The organism is Micromonospora zingiberis (genome assembly GCF_004331455.1).
In the GTDB taxonomy this organism is placed as follows: domain Bacteria; phylum Actinomycetota; class Actinomycetes; order Mycobacteriales; family Micromonosporaceae; genus Micromonospora; species Micromonospora zingiberis.
Genome location: NZ_SJJR01000011.1, coordinates 17,996 through 33,467, shown reverse-complemented (window position 1 = coordinate 33,467; position 15,472 = coordinate 17,996). Strand labels below are relative to the sequence as shown.

13 protein-coding genes and 1 pseudogene are annotated in these 15,472 nt (G+C 72.1%); 7 read left to right on the top strand and 7 right to left on the bottom strand.

Features of this window, described 5'->3' with window-relative positions:
• The first annotated feature begins 122 nt into the window (after positions 1-122).
• From E0H26_RS17285 to E0H26_RS17275, 3 genes are all read left to right on the top strand, one after another.
• Entirely contained in the window at positions 123-2,219 is a 2,097-nt protein-coding gene (locus tag E0H26_RS17285; RefSeq protein ID WP_131304743.1) for an alpha-1,4-glucan--maltose-1-phosphate maltosyltransferase, read from the top strand.
• Positions 2,207-4,309: a 1,4-alpha-glucan branching protein GlgB gene (gene glgB, locus E0H26_RS17280; RefSeq protein WP_131304741.1), complete on the top strand. Its 2,103-nt coding sequence runs from the start codon at positions 2,207-2,209 to the stop codon at positions 4,307-4,309. The genes E0H26_RS17285 and glgB overlap by 13 nt, the downstream gene beginning before the upstream one ends.
• Positions 4,310-4,443: 134 nt before the next feature.
• Positions 4,444-4,977 carry a hypothetical protein gene (locus E0H26_RS17275; RefSeq protein WP_131304739.1) on the top strand — a complete coding sequence of 178 codons (534 nt, stop codon included), beginning with the start codon at positions 4,444-4,446 and terminating at the stop codon, positions 4,975-4,977.
• 136 nt (positions 4,978-5,113) lie between these two features.
• Here E0H26_RS17275 and E0H26_RS17270 read toward each other — a convergent pair whose 3' ends face one another.
• Entirely contained in the window at positions 5,114-6,154 is a 1,041-nt protein-coding gene (locus tag E0H26_RS17270) for an App1 family protein (RefSeq protein WP_131304737.1), read from the bottom strand.
• Between the two features lie 189 nt (positions 6,155-6,343).
• Here E0H26_RS17270 and E0H26_RS17265 point away from each other — a divergent pair, with 189 nt between their 5' ends.
• The 4 genes from E0H26_RS17265 to E0H26_RS17250 all read left to right on the top strand — a co-directional run bounded on the left by E0H26_RS17265 (position 6,344) and on the right by E0H26_RS17250 (position 10,665).
• Positions 6,344-7,969, top strand: coding sequence for an ArnT family glycosyltransferase (locus E0H26_RS17265; protein ID WP_240742237.1), 1,626 nt, complete (start codon positions 6,344-6,346; stop codon positions 7,967-7,969).
• A 67-nt stretch (positions 7,970-8,036) separates the two neighbouring features.
• The gene (gene yaaA, locus E0H26_RS17260; protein WP_165521899.1) at positions 8,037-8,831 is read left to right on the top strand and encodes a peroxide stress protein YaaA; all 795 of its coding nucleotides are present in this window, start codon (positions 8,037-8,039) and stop codon (positions 8,829-8,831) included.
• A gap of 98 nt (positions 8,832-8,929) precedes the next feature.
• On the top strand, positions 8,930-9,604 hold the full coding sequence (locus E0H26_RS17255) for a hypothetical protein (protein WP_240742236.1): 675 nt from the start codon (positions 8,930-8,932) through the stop codon (positions 9,602-9,604).
• A 152-nt stretch (positions 9,605-9,756) separates the two neighbouring features.
• Complete coding sequence (locus E0H26_RS17250) at positions 9,757-10,665, top strand: TAXI family TRAP transporter solute-binding subunit (protein WP_131304998.1); 909 nt, start codon at positions 9,757-9,759, stop codon at positions 10,663-10,665.
• A 10-nt stretch (positions 10,666-10,675) separates the two neighbouring features.
• Here the strand turns inward: E0H26_RS17250 and E0H26_RS17245 are convergent, their stop codons facing one another.
• From E0H26_RS17245 to E0H26_RS17220, 6 genes and pseudogenes are all read right to left on the bottom strand, one after another.
• Positions 10,676-10,930, bottom strand: a complete 255-nt coding sequence (locus E0H26_RS17245) for a helix-turn-helix transcriptional regulator (protein ID WP_131304731.1) — start codon at positions 10,928-10,930, stop codon at positions 10,676-10,678.
• A 9-nt stretch (positions 10,931-10,939) separates the two neighbouring features.
• Complete coding sequence (locus tag E0H26_RS17240) at positions 10,940-11,803, bottom strand: ABC transporter permease (RefSeq protein ID WP_131304729.1); 864 nt, start codon at positions 11,801-11,803, stop codon at positions 10,940-10,942.
• Entirely contained in the window at positions 11,800-12,687 is an 888-nt protein-coding gene (locus E0H26_RS17235) for an ABC transporter ATP-binding protein (RefSeq protein WP_206025211.1), read from the bottom strand. Before E0H26_RS17235 ends, E0H26_RS17240 begins: the two co-directional genes overlap by 4 nt.
• A 325-nt stretch (positions 12,688-13,012) precedes the next feature.
• Positions 13,013-14,371: pseudogene (locus E0H26_RS17230) on the bottom strand (sensor histidine kinase); the annotation flags it as partial.
• Between the two features lie 10 nt (positions 14,372-14,381).
• On the bottom strand, positions 14,382-15,038 hold the full coding sequence (locus E0H26_RS17225) for a response regulator transcription factor (protein WP_131304725.1): 657 nt from the start codon (positions 15,036-15,038) through the stop codon (positions 14,382-14,384).
• A gap of 102 nt (positions 15,039-15,140) precedes the next feature.
• Positions 15,141-15,452: a hypothetical protein gene (locus tag E0H26_RS17220; RefSeq protein WP_131304723.1), complete on the bottom strand. Its 312-nt coding sequence runs from the start codon at positions 15,450-15,452 to the stop codon at positions 15,141-15,143.
• Positions 15,453-15,472: the final 20 nt, after the last annotated feature.

Genomic DNA, 15,472 nt, shown 5'->3' with positions numbered 1-15,472 from the left:
CGGATCACGGGGCAGCGGCCGGGAATCCGGGGCGGCGACGTCCCGGCGCGGGTGGCCGCGTACCAAGATCTTGTTTGGTGGTCGGACGAGCGCGCGGCAGGTTGCCACAGTAGGTTGGGGCGGTGAGCGGACGGTTCCCGATCGAAGACGTCTCCCCCGTCGTCTCCTGTGGGCGCTATCCGGCCCGCGCCGTGGTCGGGGAACTGGTGCCGGTGACGGCGCTGGCCTACCGCGAGGGGCATGACGCGCTCGGCTGCAACGTGGTCTGGCTCGGCCCCGACGGGCTGGCCCGCCCGTTCACCCGGATGCGCCCCGGCGAACCCGGCCAGGACCGCTGGCACGCCACCATCGTCCCGGACGCGGTCGGTGAGTGGATCTTCACCGTCGAGGCGTTCAGCGACCCGTACCTGACCTGGCAACACGCGGTGACCAAGAAGATCGCCGCCGGCCAGGGCGCGGCAGAGCTGGCCAACGACCTGGCCGAGGGGGTACGCGTGCTGCGCGCCGCCGCCGACCTGGTGCCGGTCGCCGAGCGGGTGAGCCTGGACGAGGCGGTACGAACGCTTAACGACATCGCCCAGCCGCTGCCGCAGCGGGTGGGCCCGGCGCTGGAACTGGCCGACCTGCTCTGGGAACACCCGGTACGGGAGCTGGTGACCACCGGCGAGACGTACCGGATCTGGGTGGATCGTGAGCGGGCGCTCTTCTCCGCCTGGTACGAGTTCTTCCCCCGCTCCGAGGGCGCCATCGCGGCCACCGTCGACGCGCCGGCCCGCTCCGGCACGTTCGCCACCGCGACCGAGCGGCTGCCCGGCGTGGCCGCGATGGGCTTCGACGTGCTCTACCTGCCGCCGATCCACCCGATCGGCCGGGTCAACCGCAAGGGCCCCAACAACAGCCTGGTCGCCGGCCCCGACGACGTCGGCTCGCCGTGGGCGATCGGCGCCGCCGAGGGCGGGCACGACGCCATCCACCCCGACCTGGGTACGCCGGCGGACTTCCGCGACTTCGTCGCCGCCGCCGCCGAGCAGGGCCTGGAGGTGGCGATGGACCTGGCGTTGCAGTGCGCCCCCGACCACCCGTGGGTGACCGAGCACCCGGAGTGGTTCACCACCCGGGCCGACGGCAGCATCGCGTACGCGGAGAACCCGCCGAAGAAGTACCAGGACATCTACCCGCTGAACTTCGACAACGACCCCGACGGTATTCGCGCCGAGGTGCTGCGGGTGGTGCTGCACTGGGTCGGCGAGGGCGTGAAGATCTTCCGGGTGGACAACCCGCACACCAAGCCCGTCGACTTCTGGCACTGGCTGATCTGGGAGGTCAAGCGGGTCGACCCGGACGTGCTGTTCCTCGCCGAGGCGTTCACCCGACCGGCGATGATGCACGGGCTGGCGAAGGTCGGCTTCACCCAGTCGTACACGTACTTCACCTGGCGGACCTCCGCCGCCGAGATGCGGGAGTACTGCGCGGAGCTGGTGGCCTCGGCCGACTACATGCGGCCGAACTTCTGGCCCAACACGCCGGACATCCTGCACTCCTCGTTGCAGCACGGCGGTCCGCCGATGTTCAAGATCCGGGCGGTGCTGGCCGCGCTGCTCTCCCCCTCCTGGGGCATGTACGCCGGCTTCGAGCTGTTCGAGCACGTCGCCCGGCCCGGCGCAGAGGAATACATCGACAACGAGAAGTACGAGCTGCGCCCCCGCGACTGGAGCGAGGCGGAGGCGCAGGGGCGGTCGCTGGCCCCGTTCATCGCCACCCTGAACCGGGTCCGCCGGCAGAACCCGGCCCTGCGCCACCTGCGGAACCTGGTCTTCCACGACATCGACAACCCGGCACTGCTCTGCTGGTCCAAACGCGACCCGGTCACCGGCAACACGGTGCTGGTGGTCTGCTCGTTCGACTCGCACACCGTGCAGTGGGGCAACACCACCCTGGACCTGCCGGCGCTGGGCCTGGACTGGCACGATCGGTTCACCGTGCACGACGAGCTGACCGGTGCCAGCTACGACTGGGGGCAGCGCAACGCGGTCCGGCTCGACCCGTACCTGCAACCCGCGCACGTGTTCGTCCTGCGGCGGCCCGACGCCCCCGCCCCGGCCACCGCAACGGTCGCTGCCGTCACGCCCGCGCCGATCGCCACCACCGTGCCCACCACTGCCGCCGGTCCCCGCAGCGGCACCGCCTCCGCCATGAAGGACGCCCGATGGACCAGCTGATCTCCGGGGAGACCCACGACCCGCACGCCGTGCTCGGGGCCCACCCCACGGACGGGCGTACGGTCATCCGCACGATGCGCCGGGGCGCGGCGGAGGTGTGCCTGCTGGTGGGGGAACGGCGCTACCCGATGACCCGGGTGCACGACGCGGGCGTGTTCGAGGCGACCGTCCCCGGTGAGGTGCTCGACTACCGCGTCGAGCTGGACGGGCAGCCGTACGACGACCCGTACCGTCATCCGCCGACCCTGGGTGAGCTGGACCTGCACCTGATCGGCGAGGGCCGGCACGAGCGGCTCTGGGAGGCGCTCGGCGCCCGGGTGCGCGACGGCGGGGTGGCGTTCACGGTGTGGGCGCCGAACGCGCGGGGCGTACGGGTGATCGGCGACTTCACCGGCTGGGCACCCGACGACGGCTGGCCGATGCGTTCGCTCGGCTCCACCGGCGTGTGGGAGATCTTCGTACCGGGGGCGCCGGCCAACACCCGGTACAAGTACCGGATTCTCGGCGCCGACGGCTACTGGCGGGACAAGGCCGACCCGCTGGCCGCGCGGGCCGAGGTGCCGCCGGCCACCGCCTCGGTCGTGCACCACTCGACGTACGAGTGGACGGACGCGGACTGGTTGGCGCAGCGGGCCAAGCGGGCACCGCACCAGGAGCCGATGAGCGTGTACGAGGTGCACCTCGGCTCGTGGCGGCCCGGCCTGGGCTACCGGGAGCTGGCCGAGCAGTTGACCGCGTACGTGGTCGAGTTGGGTTTCACGCACGTGGAGTTCCTGCCGGTGATGGAGCACCCGTTCGGCGGCTCGTGGGGCTACCAGGTGACCGGCTACTTCGCCCCGACCGCCCGGTTCGGTGACCCGGACGACTTCCGCTACCTGGTGGACCGGCTGCACGCCGCCGGCATCGGGGTGATCCTGGACTGGGTACCGGCGCACTTCCCCAAGGACGAGTGGGCCCTGGCCCGCTTCGACGGCACCCCGCTCTACGAGCACCCCGACCCGCGCCGGGGCGAACACCCCGACTGGGGCACGTACGTCTTCGACTTCGGCCGTCGGGAGGTCCGCAACTTCCTGGTGGCGAACGCGCTGTACTGGCTGGACGAGTTCCACGTCGACGGGCTGCGGGTCGACGCGGTCGCCTCGATGCTCTACCTGGACTACTCCCGCGCCGACGGGCAGTGGGCACCCAACCAGTACGGCGGCCGGGAGAACCTGGAGGCCATCGCGTTCATGCAGGAGGTGAACGCGACGGTCTACAAGCAGCACGCCGGGGTGGTGATGATCGCCGAGGAGTCCACCGCCTGGCCGGGAGTGACCCGCTCGACCGGCGACGGCGGGCTCGGCTTCGGCTTCAAGTGGAACATGGGCTGGATGCACGACACCCTGCTCTACACCTCGAAGGACCCGATCTACCGGCAGCACCACCACCATCAGCTCACCTTCTCCCTGGCGTACGCCTGGAGCGAGAACTACGTGCTGCCGATCAGCCACGACGAGGTGGTGCACGGCAAGGGCTCGCTGCTCGCCAAGATGCCCGGCGACCAGTGGCAACGGCTGGCCAACGTCCGCGTGCTGCTGGCCTACATGTGGGCGCACCCGGGCAAGCAACTGCTCTTCATGGGCTGCGAGCTGGCCGACGACCGGGAGTGGAGCGAGGAGCGCGGCCTCGACTGGTACCTGCTGCACGACCCGGCCCGGGCCGGGGTGCAACGCCTCGTCGGCGACCTCAACCGGGTCTATCGGGACACCCCCGCCCTGTGGGCGCAGGACACCTCCCCCGCCGGTTTCCGCTGGCTCGCCGGCGACGACGTCGCCAACAACACCATCTCCTTCGTCCGGATCGCCCCCGACGGCGCCACCCTGGTCTGCGTGGCCAACTTCTCCGCCCTGCCGCTGGAGGACTACCGCATCGGCCTGCCGGCGGCCGGCGCCTGGTCCGAGATCCTCAACACCGACGCCCACCACTACGGCGGCTCCGGCGTCGGCAACCTCGGCACCGTCCACGCCGAACCCGTCCCCTGGCACGGTCTACCCGCGTCAGCGGCGCTGCGCGTCCCCCCACTAGGCGCCCTCTGGCTCCGCCCCGCTTGAAAGGAAGGGCACCTTGTTAACGCCTCCGGTAGAGGAAGGGCCCCTTGTTAACACCGCCCGCACGGTCGGGTGGTGAACCGTCCGGACCTGCGCGCCGTACCACTGGAGGCAGTGGACGACGAGGCGGAGGATCGATGGCAAGCAGCAGGCGTACGGCCCGGAGTGGTCGCGGCACGTCACCACGACAGCGGAAAATGGCGGGGATCGCCGCCATCGGGGTGACCCTGGGGGTGGCCTTCGCGGTGGCGACCGGGACCAGTTCGGCCAGCGAGAACTGCGAGGGCCTCGACACCGCCGTGGGCAACAACCTTGCCTTCATCGCCGACCAACTGGTGTTTCCGGACGCGCTCTCCGAAGCCCGGATCGCCAACCGGCAGGCCGTCATCGACCAGCTCGAACAGCGACGCGCGGCGGCCGGCTGCACAGGCGAGGTCGAGGTGCCGGACGCGGACCCGAACGCCGCGCTCAACGGCGGTGCGGCGGAGAACTGCGACGGCCTCGACGGCGCGGTACGCAACAACCTCGCCTTCATCGCCGGGCAGCGGCAGAACCCGGACGCGCTGTCGGAGGCCCGGATCGCCAACCGGCAGGCCGTCATCGACCTACTCGAAGATCGACGTACCCTCGCTGGCTGCACCGGCGAGGTCGAGCTGACCCCCGGCAGCTGACGCTGGTTCGCGCGGGCCGGGGTCGGACGAACCGGCGCCGGCCCCGCGCGACAACGCCAGCACCGCCCGGCCGAAAACGTTAAAAGGGGGCCCTTGCTCTACCGGAGGCGTTAATAAGGTGCCCTTCCTTACAGGCTCAGACCAGGCCGGCGCCGCGTAGGAGGGTCCACAGGCCGGCGCCGTCGGGGGCGGAGAGCCACTTCTGGCCCACCGGTCCCTCCTGTGGGCGGTCGTGCGGGACGGGCAGGCTACCGGCCAGCACCGCCTGGGTGGGCGAGAGCCGGCGGATCGCCACGCCGGCGACGTTGTCCGGATGGGCGGCCGCGAACTCCCGGTAGATCTCCTGGTCGTGCTGGCCGTCGTCACCGACGAGCAGCCAGCGTACGTCGGGAAACTCCTTGGCCAGCCGGGCCAGGGTGGCCCGCTTGTGTTCCCGGCCGCTGCGGAACCAGCGGTCCTGGGTGGGCCCCCAGTCGGTGAGCAGCAGCGGCCCGGCCGGGTAGAGGTGCCGGGACAGGAAGCGGGTCAGCGTGGGGGCCACGTTCCACGCGCCGGTGGACAGGTAGAACACCGGCGCGCCGGGGTGGGCGGTGACCAGCCGCTCGTACAGCACCGCCATGCCGGGCACCGCCGCCCGGGCGTGCTCGTCGAGGACGAAGGTGTTCCACGCGGCGAGCAGCGGGCGGGGCAGCGCGGTCACCATCACCGTGTCGTCGATGTCGGAGAGGATGCCGAAACGGACCTCCGGGTCCAGGATGCGCACCGGCGCCTCGACCGGCTCGGCGTCCGGCGTGCTGAGCCGTACCGAACCCCAACCGGGTGGCAGTTCCGTCTCGACCACGGTGTCGACGAAGCCGCTGCGGTCCGCCTGCGCCTCGTGCACCACCCCGCCGGTCTCGATCGTGACGGTGACGTGCTTGGCCGGCAGGGTGGTGAAGCTCCGCCAGCCGCGGACCTTCTCCAGCCGCCCCCGCTGGCGGGTGTCCGGCCGTCCCAACAGCACCCGGCACATCACCCGTACCCAACCGGGCGCGCCGTACCCGGTGTAGGCGATGATGTTGACCCGCCAGCCCGTCCGCCGTAGTCGACGCTCGACCAGGGCGTGCACCGCGTCCTCGATCCGTGCGGCCCGGTGCAGATTTGGTACGGCCAGCTGGCCAGCGGGAGTGGGTGGCACGTCTGCAACCCTGCCACACCCCGACGACCTCGGCCACGCGGAGACCCGGCCTCCTTGATCGTCTGCACTTCGCTGACCAGACACGCCGTGGCGAAAGTCGGTGGAATGCAGACGATCAAGGGCAACCGCGCACGGGCCGGCGGCCGGTCGTGAAACACTCCGGTCGGGACGGCGACGGGGGCGATGGTCGTGCCACGAGCAGGGTCGGAAGCACAGCGACGGCGCGGACGGTGGCAGCCACGGCTCGACCGGCCCGCCCTGGTCGCGCTGATCCTCGGCGTGCTCGGGGTCGGCTACCGGTTGTACCTGGTGTTGCACACCGTGCCGGTGGCCAACAGCGACGAGGCGACCTTCGGGTTGGCCGCGCTGCACATCGCGCAGGGCCGGGAACATCCGGTCTTCCTGTACGGCCAGCGCTACATGGGCATGCTGCAGTCGTACCTGGCCGCGCCCCTGATCGCGGTGACCGGGCCGAGCTGGCCGGCGCTGCGGCTGCCGGTGCTCGTGCTCTACGCGGTGTTCCTCTGGCTGGTCCACCGGCTGACCCGGCGGATCGGTTCACCGTGGTTCGCCACCACGATCGTCGGGCTGCTGACGCTCGGTTCCGAGCGGGTCATCCGGGACCAGGTGACGACCGTCGGCGGCCGGCCGGAGGTCAAGGTCGCCGTGCTGGCGATGCTGCTGATCGTGGTGGGACTGGCCCGGGGCACGCTGCGGCACCGAGGGTTGGCGGTCGGCGGCTTCGGGTTGCTCGCCGGGCTGGCCCTCTGGTCGGACTGGCTGATCGTGCCGTACCTGGCGGTGGCCGGGCTGGCGCTGCTCTGGGTGCTGCGCCGGGAACTGCTCGGCTGGGCGGGTCTGCTGTTGGCCGCCGGGTTCGCGGTCGGGGTCGCCCCGATGATCCGCGACAACCTGGTGGCCCCGCCCGGGCAGGACTCCCTGTCGGTGCTGGGCCGGATCAGCGGCGCGGACGGGCCGGCGCCGTCGTGGTCGCAGCGGCTCGACGGCGGACTGCTGGAGGGGGTGCCACTGGCCGCCGGGCTGTGTCCGGTGCAGGGCTGCGCCCGCTGGCAGGAGTGGTTCGGCCTGCTCTACCCGGTGTTGCTGGTCGTCGCGGCGGTACTCGCCGGGCTCGCGTACCGCCGGCTGGTCGGGCGGGCTGAGCGGGTGGTCCCGGTGGTGCACCTGGCGCTGCTCGCCGGTGCGGCGCTGACCCTGCTGGCGTACGTGCGCAGTTCGCTCGCCGCGACGGATCCGCTGGGCAACGCCCGCTACCTGTCGGTGCTGCAACTGTCGCTGCCGGCGGTGCTGTGGCCGTTGTGGGTCGCGGCGGTGGCCTGCTGGCGGGGCACGGTCGGCGCGGCGGGCCGGCTGGCCGGCGCGCTGGCCACCGCCGTGCTGGCCGCGCTGGCGGCGACGTCGCTGGTGGTCACCGTGCTGTTCGCCACCGTCGGCGCGGCGCCGGGTCGGGTGCAGGAGCGGCAGTCCCGCCAGCTCGCCGAGACGGTCCGCGCCGCCGGGCTGCACGAGGTGTACGGGGAGTACTGGACCTGCAACCGACTGGTCTTCAACACCGCAGAGGAGGTGGTCTGCGGGGTGCTCGACGGTGACCTGCATCCGGGGCAGAACCGCTATCCGGCGTACTGGTGGCGGCTGGCGCGCTCGGCACGACCCGGGTACGTGTTGGAGGCGGGCACGCCGGCCGATCGGCGGCTGCGGGAGTTGCTCGGCGACCGGGCGGACGCCGCGTTGGTGGCCGAGGTCGGCGGCTATCGCGTCTACCACCCACCGACGCCGCTGCGGCCGTGGCGGTGAGCCGGGCCGTACGCTGGCCGGACCCCCGGCGCGGATGGTGCGGTCCGGGACGTCGAGGAGTCTGTCGATGCTCATCCTGCTGCCGCCCTCGGAGGGCAAGGCCGAGGCCGGCGCCGGTCGCCGCCTGGACCTGGCCCGGCTCTCGCTGCCGGAGCTGAACCCCGTCCGCGAACAGGTGCTGGCCGGGTTGGTCACGCTCAGCGCCGGGCCGCCGGAGGCGGCGCTGGCCGCGCTCGGGCTCGGCGCCGGTCAACACGGCGAGTTGCGCCGCAACGCCCGCCTGGAACGGTCGGCCACCGCACCGGCCGGGCGGATCTACACCGGGGTGCTCTACGAGGCCCTGGATCTGGCCACCCTCCCGCCGGCGGCGCACCGGGCGGCGGCCCGGCAGGTGTTGATCAGCTCCGGCCTGTGGGGTGCGGTACGGCTGACCGACCGGATCCCGTCGTACCGCTGCCCGATCGGGGCCCGGCTGCCCGGCCTCGGCGCGCTGCCGGCGCTCTGGCGGCGGGTGCTGGGGCCGGCGCTGACCACGGCGGCCGGGGCCGGCCCGGTGCTCGACCTGCGCTCCGGCGCCTACGCCGCCGCCTGGACGCCCCGCGGTGAGCTGGCCGAACGGACCGTCACCGTACGGGTGCTGCACGAGCGGGAGGTCGACGGGGTGCCGGTGCGTTCGGTGGTCAGCCACTTCAACAAGGCCACCAAGGGCCGGCTGGTCCGTGACCTGCTCCTGCACGGTGTCCGCCCGCGCAGCGTCGACGCGCTGGTGGGTGCGCTCGGCGAGTTGAAGTACGCGGTGTCCGAGCAGCCGTCGGCACCGGGGCGGCCACGCCAGGTCGACGTGGTGGTTTCCGAACTGTAACCAGGCGCAAGATTTCCTCAAGGCTGGACCGGATCGGTACCACCGGCGGGTGTCACGGGTCACCGTAAATGAACCCGACACCACGAGGAGGCCCTCCGGTGGTTGCCGAACCGATTCTGCTCGACCGGCCCCGTCCGCCGTCCACCCTGCCGCCCCTGGACTGGACGACCCTGGCCGACGCCTTCGAGGCAGCCTGCCTGCTGCGCTGCATGCCGCCGCCGGCGACACCCGGTCAGCGTAACGCCGGGCAGCAGCCCAGCCTGCCCACCGCGATCGAGTTCAACCGGGAAGAGGCGGCGCGCCGTACCCGCCAACTGCTGGACCGGCTCGGCATCGCGGTCCGGCACGAGCTGGCCGTCGGTGGGCTGCGCCGCCGCTACGAGCTGCACCAGTTGCATGTGCCCCGCGAGCACCGGCCCGCGTACGCGGCACTGATGGAGAACGGCTGGCGCCGGGGCCGGCGGGAGTTGCTCGGTGGCCCGGTGCCGGGCGCCTCGACGGCCCGTCGGCAGTGGCGCACCCGGTTGGCCGCCGCTGCCTGGCGGGCCGCCCTGCTGGCGGGTGGACGGCACGTCCGGCGGCACATCCTCGGCGTCCGGATCACCGACCGGGAACTCGCCGCCGTGCTGGTCCGTGGCGCCGCCCTGCTCGACGTACCGGCGCTGCTGCGCCCGGGTACCGGTTGTTACCTGGTCAGTGTCGCCCACGGCCCGGACCGGGAACAGATCCTGCGCCACGCTGCCGAGGAGGTGGCACACCGCCCGGTCGCCTGAACGAACAACCACGGTCGGGGCGAACTCCGACGCGGTTGGGACGAACTCCGCCACCCCGGGGTTGCGCCACGGGGGTCCGGCGGCGCACAGTGCTGCCCGTGACCCGTACCCGCAATGCCGCCCGACACCGCCGGCGCGTCGCCCGTACGGCCATGCTGGTGGCCGTGCTGCTGGTCCTGCCCGGCCTCGGCGGCTGCCGGGACGATTCCGACGAGCCGATACGTATCCGCATCGCCACCGGCAGCGCGACCGCCGTCTACCACGCTTTCGGCACGTCGCTGGCGGCCATCCTCAACCGGGAGCTGCCCAACGTGCGGGCCGAGGTGCTGGTCACCGCCGCCTCGGTGGAGAATGTGGGGCTGCTCAACGCCGGCGAGGTCGAACTCGGATTCACCCAGGCCGACGTGTTGCCCGCCGACCCGGGTCCGGATCCGTCGGTGGTGGCGATCGCCCGGGTCTACGACGATCTGCTGCATCTCGTCACCAAAGCCGACAGCCCGGTACGGACGCTGACCGACCTGCGCGGGCGACGGGTGTCCATCGGCGCGGCCGGCTCCGGTACGGAGATCACCGTGAAGCGGCTGCTCACCGTGGCGGAACTCGACGAGGCCGGGGTGCACCGGGTGCAGTTCGGCCTGGACGACTCGGTGGCCGCGCTCAAGCGGGGCGAGATCGACGCCTTCTTCTTCTCGGGCGGATTGCCGGTGCGGGCCGTGGCCGAGTTCGCCCGGGACAACCCCACCCGCATCGTCGGCCTCCAACAATGGACCGTGCCGCTGCGTCGGGCCTTCCGAGAGGTGTACGTGCCACGGGACATTCCCCAGTCGGTGTACGACCTCGATCTGGTCACCACCGTGGCCAACCCCAACTATCTGCTGGTCCGGGCCGACCTGCCGGAGGAGTTGGTCCGCCAGATGACCTGGCTGCTGATGGAGCGGCGTTCCGAGCTGGCCGCCGCCCACCCGGCGGCCGGTCGGATGAGTCCGCGCTCGGCGATCGACACCCCGCCGCTGCCGTTGCATCCGGGTGCCATGGCGTACTACCGCGACAAGAAGCCCTGAGCAGGGCCGGTCAGGCCGGGCGGACGATCGACGTGGCGGCGGGGTCGCCGAGCCGGGGAAACGGCTCGGCGGAGAAGACCACCTCCACCGGCACCTCGAAGTGACGGGCGATCCGCAGGGCCAGGTGCAGGCTGGGGCTGAACTCGCCCCGCTCCAGGTAACCGATCGTCTGGTAGTGGACGCCCAGCGCCTCGGCCAACTGTCGGCGGGTGACGCCCCGTTCGGCCCGCAGCATGGCGATGCGGTTGTAGACCACCTCACTCATGTCGTGTCCTCACGTCACCCGCTGTAGGGCCTTCTCCCGTCGAGCGGCGACGCTCGACCCGGATTCGCGGCGGGCCATCCGACGGAGCACCACCGGTGCCAGGGCCAGCCCGAGCACCGCCCAGCCACCGAGCGCCAGCACCGTCTCCAGGTGGCGCCACGAATCGCCGATCTCCACGGCGGCCATGGCGTCGGGCAGCAGCGCCGACCGCGTACCGAGGCCGAGCCAGTAGATCGGGAAGACCTGGGCCAGTCCCTGCAACCAGCCCGGCAGGGCGGTGATCGGGTAGAAGATGCCGGAGGTGGCGATGAGGCCCATGATCGGAAGCATGATCAGCCCCAGGTTGCGGGGGTTGGACAGCAGCGATCCGAACACCGCTCCGATCGGCATGGTCGCCACCATGCCGAGCAGCAGCACCCAGGCCAGCGTCAGCCAGGCCGACAGGCTGTTCAGCATCAGCCCGTCGAAGAGGAAGATGCCCGGTACGAGCAGGAGCGCGACGCTGATCATGGTCATCCCGGCGACCAGGATGATCTTGCTGATCAGGTAGCCGAACATGCCGTTCGGGGTGGCCTTGGCGCGCAGCAGGGTGCCGTCCTCCCGCTCGACGGTGAGAATCGACGCGACACTGACCAGGCCGCCGAACGCCACCGTCATGCCCAGCGTGCTGGGCAGGGTCTGCGCGCCGAGCGAGAAGTCGGTGCCCGGCACCTTGGCGCCGCGGAGGAAGAACATCACCACCAGCAGGACGACGGTCGGGAACAGGTAACCCCACAGGGTCTCCGCGTGCGTGAAGCCCTGCCGCAGCTCGATGCGGCCCCGGGACAACCCGGACCGGGCCGCCTGGAGCAGCGGGCGAACGCTCGGACTCATCCGGCTGCCACCTCCTCGAACGCGCGGGCCGCCCGATCGGCGCGCCCGGACTCGAACTCGCGGACCAACGCCATGTAGGTGTCCTCCAGACTGGCCCGCCGCACCTCAAGGTCGGCGATGTCCTCCCCGTGCTGGGCGAACAGCTCACGAACGAACGCGGTCGCGGTGCTGGTGGAGTGGACGAAACGCTGCCCGTCCCGGCTCCACCGCACCTCGGCGTCGATGGAGATCCGCCGTGACAACTCGTCGGCGGAGCCACTGGCGATGATCCGTCCGCCGGCCAGGATCAGGATCCGGTCGGCCAGCTTCTCGGCCTCGTCCAGGTCGTGGGTGGTGAGCAGGATGGTGGTGTCGTCCAGGTCGGCGAGCCGGTGCACCAGGTCGTGGAACTCCCGTCGAGCGGCCGGATCGAAGCCGGCGGTCGGCTCGTCGAGGAAGAGCACCTCCGGCCGGCCGACGATGCCGATCGCGACATCCACCCGGCGACGCTGCCCGCCGGAGAGCTGGCCGACCTTCTTGCCCGCGTGCACGGTCAGGCCGACCGCCTCGATGAGCTCGTCGACATCCCACGGCCGGCGGATGCGCTCCGTCGAATAGGGCGCGTAGAAGCTGCCGAGGTGGGCAAGCAGTTCCCGAACCTGCCACCGGCTGTGGTCGCGCCAGGACTGGAGCACCACGCCGAGCCGGGCGCGCCACCGCTCGTCGCCCGTCGCGGGATCGGCCCCCAGCACGGCGACCTGGCCACCGGAACGCATCCGGAAGCCCTCCAGGATCTCGATGGTGGTGGTCTTGCCCGCGCCGTTCGGGCCGAGCAACGCGAGCACCTCGCCCCGCTGGGCGGTGAACGACACCCCGTCGAGTACGTCGTTGGTGCCGTAGCGCATCCGCAGATCACGCACGTCCAGCGTGACGCCCTCGCCGGCCGGCGGTTCGGCGGCGGTCAGGGCATCCGCCCCGGCAGTGACAGCCATCCACCCTCCCCGTATCAGGAATACACCGGAAGATAGCACTCATACTACGGATGGCCGCAAGCCTCGGTTGACCGGCGTGGCTCGGGCAACGACGTCAGGTCGGGATGGGCGGGGTGGCCCCGGCGGCGGCGGGCGACTCCGCGCAGGCAGCCGGCCCGGCCGGGGTCGACGGTTCGACCGGTACGGACGGTCCTGTCGCGGCGGCCGGCGTGGCCCGGTCCACCGCTTCCGTGCACATGGGAAACCACAACGCGGCGACCAGTCCACGGGGCGAGTTCGGGTGCATGGTGAGGCGCCCGTCGGAGGCGTCGACCAGCACCGCCGCGATGGTCAGCCCCAGCCCGGCACCGTCGACGTTCTGCACCTCCGGGGCCCGCCAGAATCGCTCGGTGGCCTGACCGAGCTGACTTCGCGTCATCCCCGGGCCGGTGTCGCGTACCGCCAGGACGATGCCGCCGTCACGGGCCGTGACGCTCACCGTCACCTCGCCGCCCGCCCCGCTGAACTTGACCGCGTTGTCGATCAACGCGTCGAGCGCCTGGTCGATCGCGGTCGGCACGGTCCGGGCGTACGCCGTGGCCGGGGCGGCGACCAGACGCAACGTCACCGACCGGTGCCGGGCCAGCGGCTCCCACGCCGCCACCCGGGACACGGCCACGGCCGCCGCGTCGACGGTCACCCGCTGGTTCTCCCGGCGCTCGGCCCGCGCCAGGGTGAGCAGCCCGTCCAGCAGCAGGGCCAGCCGGTCGGTCTCCTCCAACGCGAGCTGGTGTTCGGCGCGGCCCGGCGCGTCGGTCAGGCTCGGCCCGAGTTCCTCCACCCTCAACCGCAGCGCGGTCAACGGATTGCGCAGTTGATGACTGGCGTGCGCCACGAACGCCCGCTGCCGGTCCATCACGTCGGACACCACGTCGGCCATGTGGTTGAAGCTCGCCGCCAGGCGACGCAGCTCCGGCGGACCGAGGCGGTGCTGTACGCGGGCACCCCGGTCCCCCTCGGCGATCTCATGGGTGACCGCGTCAAGCTCGGTGATCGGCCGCAGCACCCAGCCGGCCAGCCCGAACGCGGTCAGCACGCAGGCCAGCACGGCGAGCAGGCCCAGCGCGGCCAGCAGCAGCCACCACGTCGTGACGGTACGACGCACCGTGTCCGCCGGGCTGGCGGTGACCACCGCACCGAGCACCTCACCGCCGTCGTTGATGGGTACCGCCACCACGATCGGCCCGTCCACCCACGGCCAGACCGAGTCGGGCCCGCTGGTCTGCTGCCCGGACAGCGCGACCTCCAACGCCTCCCGGGTGCCCAGGGCCCACCGCCAGCCGGGCGACGAGATCACCGCCGACCCGTCCCGGTCGACCACCGCCGCGTCGATGCCGTACAGCTCCTCGTAGCTGTGCAGCTCGCTGGCGAGCGGGCCGTTGGTGCCGTCGCGCAGCGCCGGACCCGCCAGCGAGGCGAAGCGGGTGGCGTCAGCGAGCCGGTCGGCCCGGATCCGCTCGGTCTCCCGGGTGGCCAGGGTCGCCGCCAGCGGCGTACCCAATGCCACCAGGACCAGCACCATCAGCAGCAGGTAGCTGATCACCAGGCGCCGTCGCACCGCCGGCCCCTCACTCGGCCCGCAGCCGGTATCCGACGCCGCGGACGGTCTCCACCAGGCGCGGGTCGCCGAGCTTGCCGCGCAGCGAGCCGACGTGCACCTCGACGGTGTGCCGGTCGGCGAAGGTGGTCCCCCAGGCGTCGAGCAGGATCCGGTCGCGGGGAACCGCGACGCCCGGTTGCCGGGCCAACGAGAGCAGGACGTCGAACTCCTTTCGGGTCAGCGCGACCGGCCGGTCGGCCACGGTGACCGTACGGGCGGCCACGTCGACCCGGACCGGACCGACCTCGATCAGGTTCCGTTCCGGCGCGGTGTGCGAGGCCCGCCGTAGGACCGCCTCGATCCGGGCCTGCAACTCCACCATCGAGAAGGGTTTGACCACGTAGTCGTCGGCGCCGAGCCGCAGGCCGAGCACCCGGTCGCGTTCCTCACCCCGGGCGGTCACCGCGATGATGCCCAACTGGCTGCTGCGTCGGCGCAACTCCCGGCACAGGTCGGTGCCGTCGCCGTCGGGCAGGGTCAGGTCGAGCAGCACCAGGTCGCACGGGGCGGCGGAGAGGGCGGCGGCGACGGTGGCGGCGTGCTCCACCTCGTAGCCGCGCCGGCTCAGGGCCGACGACAGTGCGGCGGCCACCCGGCGGTCGTCCTCGACCAGCAGGATCCGCACCCGGCCTCCCCGTTAGGTCTGCTCCGCTGCCGGCGGAATGGTTCCGGTTGATGGTGGCAGACGACGGGCCGGGGTGACAGGCCCGGGGGCGGTTGACCGGACTCAGAGGCCGAAGACCTCGTCGGAGGTGGCGTCCCGCACGCCGTCCACGAATCCCTTGAAGGCGGGGTCGTCGTGGCTGGCCGGCACGGTGCTGACGACCTCGCCGGTGGCCTCGGTGACCGCGTCGATCAGCGGCGGGAAGTCGATCTCGGAGTCGGCGAGGGTGTCGTCGTCGGCCTCGCCGAGATTGATCACGTGCTGCACGTCCTCGGCGGGCGTGTCCGGGTCGTCGGCCCAGTCGGCTCCGGCGCGGTAGCACTCGTCGTAGAGCGCGCGTTGGCTGTCCGTCCAGTCCTCGTGGTAGCTCTCCATGCCCATCTCCCTGTGCGGCG

What these genes read in the sequence shown, in the direction of transcription:
- E0H26_RS17235 (WP_206025211.1), bottom strand. Translation starts at nt 12,687, where the DNA reads ATGCGCTACGGCACCAACGACGTACTCGACGGGGTGTCGTTCACCGCC.
- E0H26_RS17245 (WP_131304731.1), bottom strand. Translation starts at nt 10,930, where the DNA reads ATGAGTGAGGTGGTCTACAACCGCATCGCCATGCTGCGGGCCGAACGG.
- glgB (WP_131304741.1), top strand. Translation starts at nt 2,207, where the DNA reads ATGGACCAGCTGATCTCCGGGGAGACCCACGACCCGCACGCCGTGCTC.
- E0H26_RS17275 (WP_131304739.1), top strand. Translation starts at nt 4,444, where the DNA reads ATGGCAAGCAGCAGGCGTACGGCCCGGAGTGGTCGCGGCACGTCACCA.
- E0H26_RS17240 (WP_131304729.1), bottom strand. Translation starts at nt 11,803, where the DNA reads ATGAGTCCGAGCGTTCGCCCGCTGCTCCAGGCGGCCCGGTCCGGGTTG.
- E0H26_RS17220 (WP_131304723.1), bottom strand. Translation starts at nt 15,452, where the DNA reads ATGGAGAGCTACCACGAGGACTGGACGGACAGCCAACGCGCGCTCTAC.
- E0H26_RS17250 (WP_131304998.1), top strand. Translation starts at nt 9,757, where the DNA reads ATGCTGGTGGCCGTGCTGCTGGTCCTGCCCGGCCTCGGCGGCTGCCGG.
- yaaA (WP_165521899.1), top strand. Translation starts at nt 8,037, where the DNA reads ATGCTCATCCTGCTGCCGCCCTCGGAGGGCAAGGCCGAGGCCGGCGCC.